This is a genomic window from Pseudomonas sp. NCIMB 10586, from assembly GCF_023127895.1.
Taxonomy (GTDB): domain Bacteria; phylum Pseudomonadota; class Gammaproteobacteria; order Pseudomonadales; family Pseudomonadaceae; genus Aquipseudomonas; species Aquipseudomonas synxantha_A.
The window spans coordinates 426,103-442,455 of the sequence record NZ_SPKQ01000018.1 but is presented as its reverse complement, the minus strand read 5'-3'; the positions used below and the strand labels follow the sequence as shown (position 1 = coordinate 442,455).

The window sequence follows — 16,353 nt, the reverse complement described above, 5'->3', positions numbered from 1 at the left end:
TATCGATGTCACGGCGCGCATTATGCCGTGGGTTATCGAGAAAAATTCTGTTTTACACACAAAAGCCCCACGCATCCGATGCGTGGGGCCTTGGGTCGAGCATTGACTGCTTTTAGAAGTGGAAGCTGGTGGTCAACAGGGCGGTACGACCGGCCGCCTGGTTGGCGAAGTGAGTGGAGAAGGCCTTGTCGTAGTAGGTCTTGTCGGTCAGGTTCTGCACGTTAAGTTGCAGGTCGACGTTCTTGGTCAGCTTGTAGCTGGCCATGGCGTCGTAGCGAGTGTAGGAGGGTACGTACACGGTGTTGCCGACATCGCCGTAAACCTGATCGACATAAAAGGCGCCGCCGCCGATGGTCAGCTTGGGCGTGATGTCGTAGGTGGTCCACAGGCTGAAGGAGTTCTTCGGCGTGTTGGGCATCTGGTTGCCTTTGTTGGAGCCGGCACTCACTACACCGTTACGCCCGTTCAGGCCGGATTTGACCAGCTCGCTGTCCAGGTAGCTGTAGCCCGCAAACAACTGCCATTTATCTGTGATCTTGCCGCTGGCGGACAACTCGATGCCGTCGACCTGAGATTCACCGGCGTTCTGGTAGGTGAGAGCGTCCACCAGGATGCGGGTGTTTTTCTTCTCGGTGCGGAAGATAGCTGCGGTCAGAGACAGGCGATCGTGGAACAGGTCCCACTTGGTGCCCAGTTCATAGTTGACGGTTTCTTCGGGCTGCAAGTCGCTGGTGGCGGCACCGGCTGACAGTGGGTTGCCGTCGGAGCCTTCGCCGATCAGGCCACCGGCAGGCGTGGCCGAGGTCGCGTAGGAAGCGTAGATGCTGCCGTTCTCCAGCGGCTTCCACACCAGGCCGGCCTGCCAGTTGAAGAACTGGCTGTCGTCCTTGATCTTGGAGCGTCCGGCCACGGCGTTGCTGTTGGCCTCGGTATCGAAGGTGTCGTAACGCAGGCCCACGTTCAGCAGCCATTTCGGATCCAGCTCGATGGTGTCGAACACATAGGCGGCGCGGCTGGTGGCCTTGGTGTTGGTGCCCATGTAGTTGCGCGCAACGCTGCCGTTCCAGGCGTCGTCCGGGTTCGGGTTGCTCAGTGAGGTGCACTGGCCGCCCAGGCTGCCCTTGGCCGGGTTGCACACCGGGTTGGCGTTGGGGCTGACGGTATAGCCGCTGACACGGGTCTCTTCCCCGGTGAACTCCAGGCCGGTGGAGTAGCTGTGCTTGAAGCCCAGCGCCTGGAAGCTGCCAAACAGGTCGGTCTGGTTGGTGGTTGTGGTGGTCGTGGAAACACGGCTATTGGCACGACGCCATACGGTGCCGAACTTGTTGACGTTGAGTTTGCTGTCGTCCGGTTGTGTCAGCACATAGTCCTGGCCGGTGCTGCCATGGCGCAGGGTATTTTTCAGCGTCATGTTGTCGTTCAGATCGTGCTCGATGGAGAACGTGCTGATGTCGGCGCGGGTCTTGCGGAAGTCGCGGCTTTTCAAACCGTAGAAATTGTTGCTGTCGCCGCCGTCGTTGGGTTTGTCGTGCGCGTGGGCGGTGGCGGTCGAGGAGCCATAACCATACGGAATCCCCGAATCCGGCAGGTCATCGCTTTCCATATGGTAATAGCTGAGGTTGACGCGGGTCGGCGTGCCCAGGCCGAACGTCAGCGACGGGGCTACACCCCAGCGGTCGTAGTTCACCGCATCGCGGCCTGCCACGTTTTGTTCGTGGCTCATCAGGTTCAGGCGGAAGGCGGCGCTGTCGTCGAGGAACTGGCGGTTCACGTCGAGCACGTAGCGGCGGGTCTGGTCGGAGCCGTAGGTAAAGCCGCCGTTGGTGAAGTCACGTGCTTGTGGGGTTTTGCTCACCAGGTTGAGGCTACCACCGGCCGAACCACGGCCGCCGAACGAGGAGTTCGGGCCCTTGCTGACTTCGATGGACTCGATATCGAAGATCTCGCGGCTCTGGCCGCCGGTGTCGCGCACGCCGTCCAGGTAAGTGTCGCCTTGGGCATCAAAACCACGAATGAACGGGCGATCGCCTTGGGGGTTGCCGCCTTCACCGGCGCCGAAGGTAATGCCCGGTACGGTGCGCAAGGCGTCCTGCAACGACGTGGCGGCAGTGTCCTTGAGTACTTGTTGCGGCACCACGGTGACCGAACGCGGTGTGTCCACCAGCGGCGCGGTGTATTTCTGCGACGAGGCTTTTTCCACCTGATAGGAGGTGTTGTCCTGGTCCTGGCCGGTAATGTTGGTGGCGCCGAGGGAGATAGGGTTGCGCTCGCCTTTTTGCTCGGTGTTTTCTGCTGCCTGCGCCAGGTGGGCGGCAGAGCTGGCGCTGAGGGCAACGCCGATGGCCGAGGCCAGCATACGTGGTGAACTGGCGGTTGTTATTAGCGTAGTGCGCGACATGACGTGTCCCTTCCCCAAGGATGTGAGGCCGCGGAATATAGGGCCAACAAGACTTTGTATCAATTGAGAGATATTGCTATTCGCATCGAATTTACATTCTTTACACTTTTTCGTTACGGATTTTGCGTTCTCGTTCGTCCCCGGGTTTTACAGGGCGGATAAGAATCAATACCATTGGCGCCTCTCTGATCGCAGGTATTGCCTCATGTTGCTGCACATTCCCGGCCTGTTCTCTCGCGAGGAGGTGCTGCGCATTCGCCAAGCCCTGGAAGAGGCCGAATGGGCCGATGGCAAAATCACTGCCGGGCATCAGTCCGCCAAAGCCAAGCACAACCTGCAATTGCCCGAAGGCCACCCATTGGCCAAGGAAATCGGCGCAGCCATGCTGGAGCGGTTGTGGAGCAACCCGCTGTTCATGTCGGCGGCGCTGCCGCACAAGGTCTTCCCGCCGCTGATCAACTGCTATACCGCAGGTGGCAGTTTTGACTTCCATATCGACAATGCGGTGCGCCAGCCCAAAGGCAGCCACGAGCGCGTGCGCACCGACCTGTCGTCCACGCTGTTCTTCAGCGATCCCGACGAGTACGACGGCGGCGAACTGGAGATCCAGGACACCTTCGGCCTGCAACGGGTCAAGCTCCCCGCCGGCGATCTGGTGCTGTACCCCGGCTCCAGCCTGCATAAAGTCAACGCCGTGACCCGTGGTGCTCGCTATGCCTCGTTCTTCTGGACCCAAAGCCTGGTGCGCGAAGACAGCCAGCGCACCTTGCTGTTCGAAATGGACGGCGCCATCCAGCAACTGAGCCGCGACGTGCCCGAGCACCCGGCGCTGATCCAGCTCACCGGCACCTATCACAACCTCCTGCGCCGCTGGGTCGAGGTCTGAGATGGGCTTTTTATTGCGTCGCCAGGAAGTGCTCAACGTCGAGCAATTGCAGTCCATGCTTGATGATTCCCCGGTGCGCGCCGCCCAGGCGATTCTGATCGCAGCCAAGGAAGGCGTGGTCGATGCCCAGGCGTTGCTCGGGCAGATCCTGCTGGAAGGGCGCGGCATTGCACGCGATGAAGCGCTGGCGCTGCGCTGGTTCCAGATTGCGGCGCAGGGCGGGCACGTGATGGCGCGCAATATGGCCGGGCGTTGCCTGGAGCATGGTTGGGGTTGCGCCGTCGATGAAGCGGCAGCTGCGCGGCAATACCGGCTGGCAGCAGAGACCGGCCTGGATTGGGGCCAGTACAACTACGCCAACCTGCTGGCGACCGGCCGTGGCGTTGTGCAAGACCAGGCCCAGGCGCTGATGCTTTATCGCCAGGCGGCAGAGCAGGGCCACGCCAAGTCGATGAATCTGTTGGGGCGTTATCTGGAAGATGGGCAGTATTGCCCCAAGGATCTTGAGGCAGCCGTTGAATGGTACCGGCGCTCCGCCGAAGCCGGGGATTTTCGGGGGCAGTTCAGTTATGCGGCGGTGCTGGCGCACAGAGGCCAAATCGACGCTGCGCTGGAGTGGCTGCGCAAGGCGTTGGCGCATGGGAATCTCAAATTCCTGCGAACGGCGCACAAGGCGCTGGCGCTGGCCAATGAGCCGCAGATTCGCGCCATGGCCAATGCCTATCAACAGCGTGCCGCGACCTTTTCCTGAAGCCAAAAAAACCCATGACTTGTCATGGGTTTTTTATATGCGGCGTTCTTACACGTAGAACGATTTCAACGGTGGGAACCCATTGAACTCAATCGCGCTGTAGCTGGTGGTGTACGCACCGGTCGACAGCCAGTACAAACGATCACCAATCGCCAGGTTCAGCGGTAGGCCGTACTTGTAGTTCTCGTACATGATGTCGGCGCTGTCGCAGGTTGGGCCGGCAATGACCACTTCTTCCATCTCGCCTTTCTTCTCGGTCCAGATCGGAAACTTGATGGCTTCGTCCATGGTTTCGATCAGGCCGGAGAACTTGCCCACATCCGTGTACACCCAACGCTCGACGGCGGTACGCGACTTACGGGCCACCAGCACCACTTCGCTCACCAGGATACCGGCGTTGGCGATCAGCGAACGGCCTGGCTCCAGGATGATTTCCGGCAGGTCGTCGCCGAAGTCTTCCTTGAGGAAGCGGATGATTTCTTCGGCGTAGGTTTCCAGGCTGTTGGTGCGGGTGATGTAGTTGGCCGGGAAGCCGCCGCCCATGTTGATCAGCTTCAGTTCGATGCCGTCTTCTTCTTTCAAACGCTCGAAGATCACCTTGACCTTGGCGATGGCCGCGTCCCACACGCTGATGTCGCGCTGTTGCGAGCCAACGTGGAACGAGATGCCGTAAGGCACCAGGCCCAGGTCGCGGGCGAGGATCAGCAGGTCCATGGCCATGTCGGTCTGGCAGCCGAATTTGCGCGACAAAGGCCAGTCGGCCGTGGTCGAGCCTTCGGTGAGGATGCGCACATACACTTTCGAGCCCGGCGCGGCCTTGGCGATGTTGCGCAGGTCGGCTTCGGAGTCGGTGGAGAACAGGCGCACGCCCTTCTCATAGAAGTAGCGGATGTCCTTGGATTTCTTGATGGTGTTGCCGTAGCTGATACGGTCGGCGCTGACGCCGCGGTCCATGACCTTGTCCAGCTCGTAGATCGAGGCGATGTCGAAGCTCGAACCCTTGTCTTTCAACAGGTCGATGATCTCCACGGCCGGGTTGGCCTTGACGGCGTAATACACTTTGGCGAATTCGAAACCGGCGCGCAGGTCATCGTAGGCCTGGCTGATCATCGCGGTGTCGATCACCACGAATGGGGTTTCTTGCTTGTCGGCGAACGCCTTCATTTTGTCAAAGGTGGCGCGCGCGAAATAATCTTCGACGTTGATCGACATGCTGGGGACTCCTAGGGGCAAACTGAAATTAGCAATGGGTGCAAATGAACGTCCTCCGTATCCCCACTTTGGTTCGCCTACTTCCCAAGGCATGTCGCCGAAAGCAAAAAGGCCACGGGATAAGCTTCCCTTGGCCTTGCTGTCTCGTCGTCAGTACTTGAGCCGGATGGATCGTTTCCAGCATGGACGTTCGGCGCGAACTTTAGGGCTTGATGGGCGTGGGATCAACTAAAAATGTCGCGTTTTTGCACGCGTTCGTCGCGGGACCCAGTCCAGCTACTTATGTAACCGACCGGTGTGACGGATTGATGTTCCCCGCTGAGTGGGAATTGAGGACATTTCCCTGACTCACCGAGGGGCAAATGTGGGAGGGGGCTTGCTCCCGATAGCGGTGTGTCAGTCACTTCTCAGTCACTGATTCACCGCTATCGGGAGCAAGCCCCCTCCCACATTTTTTATCCCTGTTGTGTCAGGTCAGGCCAGGGCGGTCTCGGCCGGCGAGACAATACTGGTCTTGCCGCCACGGGACTTGCCGGAACTCAGGTACTCGGCAATCGACTCCTGAGTCACTTCACCCAGGAACACCCGCTCGGCATCCATCACCGGCAACCACGAGCGGTTGAACTCGTACATGCGCGACAGCAGGATGCGCAAATGCTCGTCGTAGGCAGCCGTGGCGTTGAACTCACGCAGGTACTGGCCGCAGGTACCGGTCTGACGGTGCAAATCGCGACGGCGCACATACCCCAGTGCCTTGTTCTCGGCACAGGTGACCACCACGTAGCGGCGGTCGTGCTCGTCCATCAGCTCCAGCGCATCGGCCACCGGGGTTTCCGGGCTGACCGACGGGGCGTTGTCCGCCGCGTCTTCGGCCTTCACCAATAGCAGGCGCTTGAGCGTGCTGTCCTGGCCCACGAAGTTGCTCACGAACTCATCGGCCGGGTGTGCCAGCAGCGTGTCCGGGTGGTCGATCTGCAGCAGCTTGCCGGCACGGAAGATGGCGATCTTGTCACCCAGCTTGATGGCTTCGTCGATGTCGTGGCTGACCATGATCACGGTCTTGTTCAGCGCGCGCTGCATCTCGAAGAACTCGTTCTGGATCATCTCGCGGTTGATCGGGTCAACCGCGCCGAACGGCTCATCCATCAGCAACAGCGGCGCATCGGCCGCCAGCGCACGGATCACGCCGATACGCTGTTGCTGGCCACCGGACAGTTCACGCGGGTAGCGATGCAGGTACTGCTTGGGTTCCAGCTTGATCATGCTCATCAGTTCGCGGGCGCGGTCGTGGCATTTTTGCTTGTCCCAACCGAGCAGCTTGGGCACGACCACGATGTTTTCCTCGATGGTCATGTTGGGAAACAGGCCGATCTGCTGGATTACATAGCCGATGTTGCGACGCAGGGTCACTTCGTCCAGGTCAGTGGTGTCTTCACCGTTGATCAGGATCTTGCCCGAGGAGGGTTTGATCAGGCGATTGATCATCTTTAGCGTGGTGCTCTTGCCGCAGCCCGAGGGCCCCAGGAATACGCAAATCTCGCCTTCGTTGACGGTCAGGCTTACATCGTTGACGGCGGTGACAGTCTTGCCGTTGCTTTGAAAAGTCTTGGACAGGTTTTGAAGTTCGATCATTTGAGCAATCCTTTTGGAGTCAGCGAGCGTTGCAGCCATTGCAGAAGCAGGTCGGCGAAGATGGCCAGGAGACTGACCAGCACGGCGCCGACAATCAGCATCGACATATCGCTGCGGCTGATGGAAGCCAGAATAAGTACACCCAGGCCACCGGCACCGATGGTGGCGGCGATGGTCATCACACCGATATTCATCACGACGGCGGTGCGCACGCCAGCGAGGATCACCGGCACGGCAATCGGCAGTTCGACCATGCGCAGGCGCTGGCCGAAGGTCATGCCGATGCCTTTGGCGGCCTCGCGAATGCCTGGCTCAACGCCGGTGAGGGCCAGGTAGGTGTTACGCATGATTGGCAGCAGGGAGTACAGGAACACGGCGGTGATCGCCGGCATCGGCCCCAGGCCCTGGCCGAACTTGGAGTAGAACGGCAACAGCAGCCCGAACAGCGCAATGGATGGCACGGTCAGCAACACCGTGGCGCTGGCTTGCAAGGGACCTGCGAGGGTTGGGAAGCGCGTCATCAGAATACCCAGGGGCACGCCGATAAAGATCGCGAGGATCACGGCGATGCCGACCAGGGTGATGTGCTGCCAGGTCAGGTGCAGGACTTGGGCCCAATCAAGATGGGAAAAGGCGTTCAAAAATTCCATGTCTTCTCCTTCTTAGTTGATCGGATGTTGGCGCAGGAAATCGGCGGCGACAGCGGACGGGCTTTCGTGGTCGACGTCGACCCGCGCATTCAGCTCGCGCATGGTTGCGTCGTCGAACAGCTCGGCCAAGGGCTTGAGCTCTGCGGCCAATTGAGGATGCTGGTCGAGATATTCCTGACGGATCACCGGAGCTGCGGTGTAGTCCGGGAAGTAATGCTTGTCGTCGGCCAGCAGCTTCAATTTGAACGCGTTCAGGCGGCCATCGGTGGTGTAGACCAGACCGGCAAACACCTGGCCATTACGCAGGGCGGTGTAGACCAGGCCAGCGTCCATCTGCCGGGTGTTTTTGCGCGTGAGGTTCATGTCATACAACTTGACCATGCCGCCCATGCCGTCGGAACGGTTGGCGAACTCGGTGTCGAGGGCCACCAGGCGGTTTTCCTTGGTGTCCTCGGCCAGGGCTTTGGTCAGGTCGCTGATGCTGTTGATCTGCGGAAATTCCTTGGCCACGTTTTCCGGCAGTGCCAGCGCGTAGGTGTTGCTGAATTTCGACGGCGAGAGCCAGACCAAGCCTTTTTTCGCGTCGAGTTCTTTCACCCGGGCGTAGGACTGCTCGCTGTCGAGCTTCTCGTCGATGTGGTTATAGGCCACCAGCGATACGCCGGTGTATTCCCAGATCAGATCCAGTTGCCCGCTTTCCTGGGCACTGCGTGCCAGGTTGCTGCCCAGGCCACCCGTCACACGGGCGTCGTAACCCTTGGTGCGCAGGTACTGGGAGGTGATTTCGGCGAGCAGGGTCTGCTCGGTGAACACCCGGGCGCCAATGCGAATCACCGGTTTTTCAGCGGCTTGCGCAATACCTGCAAACAGCAGGACGCAGCCTAATATCAAGCTTAGTTTTTTCATGTCGATTCCTTTCCTGGCGTTAAGACGGGCGCAACCCGCGTTCCAGCCAGAGGCGGCTGGCCATGGTCACCAGGCCGTCAAGCAGCAATGCCAGCAGCGCGGTGCATGCAGCGCCGAGCAGCAGTTGCGGCTGGTTGTTCAGGGCAATGCCGGGGAAGATCAGGCTGCCCAGGCTGTTGGCACCAATCAGGAACGCCAGTGGCGCGGTGCCGACGTTGATCGCCAGGGCCACACGTACACCGCCGATGATGATCGGCACGGCGTTGGGCAGTTCCACGCGAAACAGCACCTGGCGCGGCGTCATGCCGATGCCGGTGGCGGCTTCCTTGAGGGAACCCTGGACGTTTTTCAAGCCTTCGTAGGTGTTACGCACGATGGGCAGGAGGGAGGCGAGAAACAGCGCGAAGATGGCCGGGCCGCTGCCGATGCCGAGGACGCCGAGGGCGATGGCCAGTACAGCCAGGGGAGGGACGGTGTTGCCGATGTTGAAGATCTGCATGAAACGTTCTGCACGCCCGACCATGTTGGGTCGGCTGAGCAGGATACCAGCGGGGATGCCCACAATCAGGGCTGCCAGCATGGAGACTAGGACAAGAATCAGGTGAGCTTGCAGGTAAAACAACAAATCGTCGCGGTACAGTTCGATCGTGTTGATGCCGATCCAGTGGACCAGCAGGGCCAGGAGCGCGACGACAACCGCGCCTCCTATCAGCCCTTTGCCATAGCGAATAGCCACAGGCGGACTCCTTTTTTCTTTTGTCGGCGAACACATTCTCCGGCGGCAATGCCATTCCTGGCTGTCGGCGAATAAGTTCGCGAAAAGCAGCTCGCCGATACTGGCAATGCAGTATGCGATCAAGCCATGAGCGCAGCCTCGTCAGGCTAACTTGCTGATATTTCAGCCCCTGTTCCGAGTGCGGTAGCAGGGGAGTGGACGTCTCGACCTTTTAAAAGGTTCCACACTTGGGCGCATTTAGCCACCCCCAATGGGCTCAACGGTGGTCCGTACCCCCTCGTTTGCGCTATACTCGCCGCCCTTTTTTGACTCACCTGCCAGGCGATTTCCCATGACCCACCAGGCCGCCGAAGTCGCGAAACGCCGCACTTTCGCCATTATTTCCCACCCCGATGCCGGTAAAACCACCATCACCGAAAAGCTGTTGCTGATGGGCAAGGCGATCGCGGTAGCCGGCACGGTGAAATCGCGCAAATCCGACCGCCATGCCACATCCGACTGGATGGAGATGGAAAAACAACGGGGTATTTCCATTACCACGTCGGTCATGCAATTCCCGTATCGCGACCACATGGTCAACCTGCTCGACACCCCCGGGCACGAAGACTTCTCCGAAGATACCTACCGCACCCTGACGGCGGTGGACTCGGCATTGATGGTCCTCGACGGCGGTAAGGGCGTTGAGCCACGTACCATTGCGCTGATGGACGTTTGCCGCCTGCGTGACACGCCGATCGTCAGCTTCATCAACAAACTCGACCGTGATATCCGCGACCCGATCGAGTTGCTGGATGAAATCGAAGCCGTCCTGAAGATCAAGGCCGCGCCGATCACCTGGCCGATTGGTTGCTACCGCGACTTCAAGGGCGTGTACCACCTGGCCGACGACTACATCATTGTCTACACCGCCGGCCATGGTCACGAACGTACCGAAACCAAGATCATTGAAAAGCTCGACTCGGACGAAGCCCGCGCCCATCTGGGTGACGAGTACGACCGTTTCGTCGACCAGCTGGAACTGGTGCAGGGCGCCTGCCACGAATTCAACCAGCAGGAATTCCTCGACGGCCAGTTGACCCCGGTGTTCTTCGGTACCGCCTTGGGCAACTTCGGCGTCGACCACGTGCTCGACGCGGTAGTGGACTGGGCACCGCGCCCGCTGGCGCGTGTCGCCAACGAGCGCACCGTGGAACCGGTTGAAGAGAAATTCACCGGCTTCGTGTTCAAGATCCAGGCGAACATGGACCCGAAACACCGTGACCGTATTGCCTTCATGCGCATCTGCTCCGGCAAATACGAAAAAGGCATGAAGATGCGCCACGTGCGTACCGGCAAGGACGTGCGCATCGGCGACGCGCTGACGTTCTTCTCCTCCGAGCGTGAACAGCTCGAAGAAGCCTACGCCGGCGACATCATCGGCCTGCACAACCACGGCACCATCCAGATCGGTGACACCTTCACCGAAGGCGAAGCGCTGGGCTTTACCGGTATCCCGCACTTCGCCCCGGAACTGTTCCGCCGCGTGCGCCTGCGCGACCCGCTCAAGTCCAAGCAACTGCGCCAAGGCTTGCAGCAATTGGCCGAAGAAGGTGCCACCCAGGTGTTCTTCCCCGAGCGCAGCAACGACATCATCCTCGGCGCCGTGGGTGTGCTGCAGTTCGACGTGGTCGCCAGCCGCTTGAAAGAGGAATACAAGGTGGAGTGCTCCTACGAGCCGATCACTGTGTATTCGGCGCGCTGGATTGATTGCAGCGATAAGAAGAAGTTGGAAGAGTTCTCCAACAAGGCCGTGGAAAACCTGGCAATCGACGGCGGTGGTCACCTGACCTACCTGGCGCCGACCCGGGTGAACCTGGCGCTGATGGAAGAGCGTTGGCCGGATGTGAAATTCCGTGCGACCCGTGAGCATCATTAAAGCTAGAGCGGTACACCCAAGGGCGAAGCTGTGATGGCTTCGCCCTTTTTATTGGGGGGCTGGTATGGCCCGTTGGGCGTGAGCGCAATCAGGTTCAGCAACGGCTGGAAGTGTTCGCTGCACTGGATAATCCAGCGTGCCAACGTTTGCCGGGGGATCTCGATACCGTGTCGGCTCTGCACCGTTTCAAAACGATGCAGCGGCAAGCCATCGACATACTTGGTGGTCAGCAGCATGCCAGTACGCTTGGGCTGGCCATGCTCTTTTCGATTGACTGCGCAGGCTTGTCTGCGGTGATCGGGGCTCTTTCACAACCGCGGCAGCCGTAGACCTTGCGCACATGTTTGATCACGTGGATCTGCATCGGCAAGATGTTCAACTGCTCGCTGGTTTCTTCGCCAATGACATGTTCGCAGCAACCACAAGCGCAGGTCAGATCGTGCTCTGGCAAGTCGTGGATGACTTCGATATGCGCCAGATCAGCCGACAGCGGCTCGCTTTCCGGCTCGTTGAGCCAGTTCAGTTCCTGGACGCTCAGGACAATAGCTTCGTCAGTAATGTCGGGCGAGGTTTTGAAACGTTCGGACTCCAGGCGCTTTAGCCAAAGACAGAAACTGTTGCGCTCCCAATACAACACCTTGACCCGATTGCGGTGGCGATTTAGAAAAACGAAAAGCACGAAAAGCACGGGGTCAGACACCGCCACCTTGATATCCAGTTCGACAAGGGCTGCCAAGCCGTCGATGGGTTTTCGACAGTCGACCGGTTTTGGATAGAGGTACACTTTTTCAACGCTGGTATTGGGACGCATCATGACGATGGGCTTCTGGTTGAAGTCGAGAGCACAGCATGATGATGACAGTTGTCCTAGCACTGAAGGGCGCGAGTTACAAAAAAAATAATGCGTGCCCCCTCCTGCTGACAGTATCTAGCGAAACACATTAAGAATCGTCTTATTTTGCCCTCCACCAAAAACACAATATAATTATAATTCATTCCATCCCACTCCCCTCTGTTAATATTGGGGTCCAACTGTCAAAGCGAAGTTAGCACATGAAAAGGCACGCGTTTAATATTTTGCACTCCCTATGTTTAATGGCGCTCGCTGGGTGTTCACCTATCTCTATGCCGCAGACGTAGCTCAACCTGCCCGCGTCCGATTTCGAAACATATAGAAGCGACTTCAAAGTCAGGTTCCACAATTAAACTCAGTCTTCCTTCAAGAAGCTAGGCACTATGAAAGTCATTAGGCTATTATTGCTATTTTTTATCTTTTGCACGACGGCCAATGCAGTTGCAGCAGTATGCGAGTACGAAACAGGCGACTCTGCTGTTACGCGAAACATCGTGCTGCCCACAAGTGTATCGATACCTAGAGATGCAGCTAACGGCACAGTTATATATGAGAGCGTGCAAGTTACAAATGCTGAGGTGGGCGTTTTCAATTGCAGCGATTTTCATTTGGAGGGGATCAAGAATTACTTGGGCCAGGACGTGGCCGGGACAATACAGCCTATTGGGGATACAGGAATTGGTTGGCAATGGCTTTATAATGGATACCCACATTATGGAGTGGCAAACAATAATAGTGGCCATCCTAGCCGATACTCGTTCAAAGACACAGCTGTCGCGTTAAGATTTGTAAAAATAGGAGCAATAAAAAGCAATGCTCTAATACCTGCCGGAGCAATCGGTGCGTTCGAAGTTGGAACAATTTTTCCGTTTATAATCGAAACCAGCGGAATGTCTATAGTAGTACCTTCATGCGAAACACCCGATGTAATTGTGGACATGGGAAGCCAAGACTTGAGTCAGTTTTTTTACAATGCTCCATACACTGCATCGAAGCGCTTCAACATAAAACTCAACGACTGTCCAGTTGGCATCAAAAAAGTAAATTACAAATTGATTGCAACATCAACAGCTCCTGCCATAGATCCAACCTCAGGAATTATTAGCCTAAACTCCACCTCAACTGCCAAAGGCATTGCATTGCAAATAATGGACAGTAGCGAGCAGCCAATAAATCTCAACCTGACACATGTATTCAACGATTACTCAAGTGGCGGGGGGAGTTTCGAAATCCCTATGTTTGCACGATACTTTAAGAAGACAGGGGGAGATGGAGAAATCAAAGCCGGAACCGCAAATACGGAGATTACTTTTGTTATGAGTTACTTATAATGTCGCTCAGTCTCCTTGTCACATAGAGCGACTTAAGGAGCCCTTGAACGTGGCTATCGCAATCGAACCTCAAAAACGTATAGACTTTGTTTTTTTTGAATTCGGACGAAACGGTAGAACTGGCGAGAAAAACCTCATTGCTCGGCAGTCGTGTTGATCCATGCGTATGGATGGCAAGTTTGAAATTCATCAAGCCGACTAAGTCAAGCAAATCGCATAGTGTATTCCAATACATTCACGTCCTCAGATCCTATCCAAGTCTTAGGAGGAACTCGACTCTGGGCCACTACCGCCACACTTGTCCGCACACCCAGAATTCTCTGCTCCCTATCACCACCTACAGTGATGTTGTGCTTCTGCCCTACCACCAAGTTGAAGTCCCGCCCGGTGACCAGTATCAGGGCGGCAGCAAGGACGATAATGACGCCACCACTAGCGACGATCCGGATGATGAAGGCGATAGCCAGACCTAGTCCCGGCCAGATACAAACCCGCCCGGCTAGCCGGGCGGAGTACGTTATGAACTTACAACGGCCCGATCAGAACGAAGTGGTCACCGACGCGAAGTAAGCCCGGCCCGGCTCATTGTAAGTCTGCGCACCCGCATCCTCGGCGTTGCCTTTGCGCGACAGGCGCTTGTCCAGCAGGTTGTTGATGCCCACCCGCACGCTAAGGTTTTTGCTGAACTCATAGCCGCTGCTCAAGCCCATCAACCCGTACGGGTCGACGTCCTGCTGGGCGCTGCGATCGTAACTGCTGGCGCTGCGTGAGTTGAGCGTCGGTGCTTCTTGTTTGCCGTAATAGGTGCCGCTGACCTGGAATGACAGCTTGTCAGTGGCTTGCCAGTCCAGCGTGGTGTTGACGGTGTACTTGGGGATGATGCTCAAGGGCTCGCCGGTGTCTTTGTCCTTGGAGTCGATCATATAAGTCAGGTTGGTGTTCAAGTCCAAGTCATCGCGCAGGCTGACGAACAGGTTGCCTTCAACGCCCTGGACCAAGGCTGGGCCGCTGTTTTCCCACTCCAATACACGTCGGCCGTTGCCCAGACGGAAAGCCGCCTCGTTACTGGCGTTGATCTTGTTCTTGTAGTCATTACGGAAGTACGTCGCACTGGTGCGCCAGGTGCCCTTGTCGAAAGCCAGGCCGATTTCCTTGTTGACGCTGATTTCCGGCTTCAGGTCCCGGTTGCCCACCAGGTAGCAACCGCCCATGTTGGCTTCGCTGGCGTTGCAGCCATTACCACGGCTGTAGAGCAAATAGTTCGGGTTGGACTGGTACAGGTTGGGGGTTTTGTAGGCGCGGGCAATGCCGCCCTTGATGCTCAGTTCGTCGGTCAACTGGTGCGAGGCATTGAAGCTGGGGCTCCAGTTGCCGCCGTATTCCTCATGATCGTCGAAGCGCAAGCCAGGCGTGATCACGGTTTTGCTGCCCAACTCGATGTTGTTCTCGGCAAACAAGGCGTAGCTCGAGGCGGTGGTCTTGGTGCTGTTGCGGCTGACGCCCGGGATGGCGGGTACGCCGCCGGTGCCCGGGTCATAGCTTTGCGGGCGCAACGAGCCTGGGTCGTTCATCGACTCGTAGAGGTATTCGCTGCCCAGGGTCAGGACTTGTTCGGCACCGAAGCTCAGGGGCAGGTTGACCTCGGCGGTGGCCCGGGTGTTACGCAGGCGTGATTCGAAACGCCCGGCGCTGGCCGAAGGCGCGCCCTCGCCGGATCCGGCCAGGCCTTCGTTGAGACGCTCATTGCGGGTCAGGTCGTGGGTCAGCGAGGCCAGGGTCGAACCCCAGTCAAATTCGCCGCGGTGCGTGGCCGAGAAGCTGCTGCGTTGAATCACGCTGGTTTCCTTGCCCACCAGGCTTTCAACGAATGCGCCACCGCCGTTGAGCATGGTATCGCCGGCGAAAATATTGCCCTGGCGGCTATAGCTGGCTTCCAGGTCGAGTGTTTGCTCGGGGGTGAATTGCCAGCTCAGCAAGCCATTGACGTCTTTATTGCGCACGCCCTCGCGGCCAGCGACCAAAGAATCAGGCGTCGCTTGAGCTGCGCGGTTGATGTCGGCGTCATCGGCGTCGGTCTTGTTCAGGCCGCCATAGACGCGGAATGCCAGAGTGTCGGTCAACGGGCCGCTGAGGTTGAAGTTGGTGCGCTTGCTCGCGCCTTCGGCATCGTTTTCGGGGAAGGCGGTGTAGGCGGTCAGCGAACCGTGCAATTGATCGGTCGGGCGTTTGGTGATGATGTTGATCACCCCGCCCATGGCCCCGGAGCCATAACGAGCGGCGGCCGGGCCGCGCAGGATTTCGATGCGCTCGACTTCTTCGGCCGGCACCCAGTTGGTTTCGCCACGGGTATCACGGTCACCGCTCCAGCCATAACGCACGGCGTTGCGTGAGGTGGAGGGCTTGCCATCGATCAGGATCAGGGTGTTTTCCGGGCCCATGCCGCGCAGGTCGATCTGACGGTTATTGCCGCGGCTGCCGCTGGAACTATTGCCGGTCAGGTTGACGCCTGGCTCGCGGCGGATGATCTCCGACAGGTCGTTGCTGGGTGGGCGCTTCTTGATGTCTTCGGCGGTGATGATCGACACGCCGGGTGCTTGCTTGAGTTCTTCGGCAGCGGTCCCCAAAACACGCGTCTCGCCCAACACCAAGGCTTGGGAGGTGCCATCTACAGGCAGGTCCGTTGCCTGGATCGGCACTTTATCGCGCTCTTTTTCCACACTCTCCGCCAGCAGCGCGGGAGACGAGAGGGTAGCGATAAACGCCAGCGATAGATGGCTGAGCCTGAATTGAGACGACATGTCCACAAAGTCCTTTACGAGGGGCGATTGAACGAGAGGCGTCTGAATTTTTCGCGTAGCCAACCGTGGCTTGGCAGCCAGTATCCAGCGCCCTCTTTGCGTCGTGATGGTATTGATTCTCAAACAAAAGTAAATTTCATTTACAATCTATACACTTTCCAGAGGGCTCTGGCGCAATGTTTTCAAGGCCGGAGGCATTGAACGGCGCAGGTCCATCTGTATTTTCTTTGCTACAAACGCGCAAAAAAAAGCCCCTCCGGCCAGACTGATGCGCAATCTGGCGGG

Annotated in this window: 11 protein-coding genes and 2 pseudogenes; 4 read left to right on the top strand and 9 right to left on the bottom strand. The window is 58.0% G+C overall.

Annotated features, from left to right (window positions below; all coding sequences use genetic code 11):
- Positions 1-112: 112 nt before the first annotated feature.
- On the bottom strand, positions 113-2,398 hold the full coding sequence (locus E4P01_RS09955; protein ID WP_148853454.1) for a TonB-dependent siderophore receptor: 2,286 nt from the start codon (positions 2,396-2,398) through the stop codon (positions 113-115).
- 205 nt (positions 2,399-2,603) lie between these two features.
- On the opposite strand from E4P01_RS09955, the gene E4P01_RS09950 reads away from it, so the two are divergent.
- Entirely contained in the window at positions 2,604-3,284 is a 681-nt protein-coding gene (locus E4P01_RS09950; protein WP_148853455.1) for a Fe2+-dependent dioxygenase, read from the top strand.
- Position 3,285: 1 nt separating this feature from the next.
- Entirely contained in the window at positions 3,286-4,035 is a 750-nt protein-coding gene (locus tag E4P01_RS09945) for a tetratricopeptide repeat protein (protein ID WP_216090736.1), read from the top strand.
- A gap of 48 nt (positions 4,036-4,083) precedes the next feature.
- Here the strand turns inward: E4P01_RS09945 and E4P01_RS09940 are convergent, their stop codons facing one another.
- From E4P01_RS09940 to E4P01_RS09920, 5 genes are all read right to left on the bottom strand, one after another.
- Complete coding sequence (locus E4P01_RS09940; protein ID WP_005784717.1) at positions 4,084-5,247, bottom strand: type III PLP-dependent enzyme; 1,164 nt, start codon at positions 5,245-5,247, stop codon at positions 4,084-4,086.
- A 474-nt stretch (positions 5,248-5,721) separates the two neighbouring features.
- A complete protein-coding gene (locus E4P01_RS09935) occupies positions 5,722-6,879 on the bottom strand; it encodes an ABC transporter ATP-binding protein (RefSeq protein ID WP_005784718.1) in 1,158 nt (385 codons plus the stop codon).
- On the bottom strand, positions 6,876-7,529 hold the full coding sequence (locus tag E4P01_RS09930) for an ABC transporter permease (protein WP_005784720.1): 654 nt from the start codon (positions 7,527-7,529) through the stop codon (positions 6,876-6,878). Before E4P01_RS09930 ends, E4P01_RS09935 begins: the two co-directional genes overlap by 4 nt.
- A gap of 12 nt (positions 7,530-7,541) precedes the next feature.
- The gene (locus E4P01_RS09925; RefSeq protein WP_032877818.1) at positions 7,542-8,435 is read right to left on the bottom strand and encodes a glycine betaine ABC transporter substrate-binding protein; all 894 of its coding nucleotides are present in this window, start codon (positions 8,433-8,435) and stop codon (positions 7,542-7,544) included.
- 19 nt (positions 8,436-8,454) lie between these two features.
- Positions 8,455-9,171 carry an ABC transporter permease gene (locus E4P01_RS09920; protein WP_004372306.1) on the bottom strand — a complete coding sequence of 239 codons (717 nt, stop codon included), beginning with the start codon at positions 9,169-9,171 and terminating at the stop codon, positions 8,455-8,457.
- Positions 9,172-9,502: 331 nt separating this feature from the next.
- Between E4P01_RS09920 and E4P01_RS09915 the strand changes: the two genes are divergently transcribed.
- The gene (locus E4P01_RS09915; protein ID WP_078820278.1) at positions 9,503-11,086 is read left to right on the top strand and encodes a peptide chain release factor 3; all 1,584 of its coding nucleotides are present in this window, start codon (positions 9,503-9,505) and stop codon (positions 11,084-11,086) included.
- 86 nt (positions 11,087-11,172) lie between these two features.
- Here E4P01_RS09915 and E4P01_RS09910 read toward each other — a convergent pair.
- Positions 11,173-11,582: pseudogene (locus tag E4P01_RS09910) on the bottom strand (transposase); the annotation flags it as partial.
- Positions 11,583-11,606: 24 nt separating this feature from the next.
- Positions 11,607-11,897: pseudogene (gene tnpB, locus E4P01_RS09905) on the bottom strand (IS66 family insertion sequence element accessory protein TnpB); the annotation flags it as partial.
- A 425-nt stretch (positions 11,898-12,322) separates the two neighbouring features.
- Here tnpB and E4P01_RS09900 point away from each other — a divergent pair.
- Entirely contained in the window at positions 12,323-13,270 is a 948-nt protein-coding gene (locus E4P01_RS09900; RefSeq protein ID WP_248129984.1) for a fimbrial protein, read from the top strand.
- Between the two features lie 539 nt (positions 13,271-13,809).
- Here the strand turns inward: E4P01_RS09900 and E4P01_RS09895 are convergent.
- Positions 13,810-16,068, bottom strand: a complete 2,259-nt coding sequence (locus E4P01_RS09895) for a TonB-dependent siderophore receptor (protein ID WP_216090737.1) — start codon at positions 16,066-16,068, stop codon at positions 13,810-13,812.
- Positions 16,069-16,353: the final 285 nt, after the last annotated feature.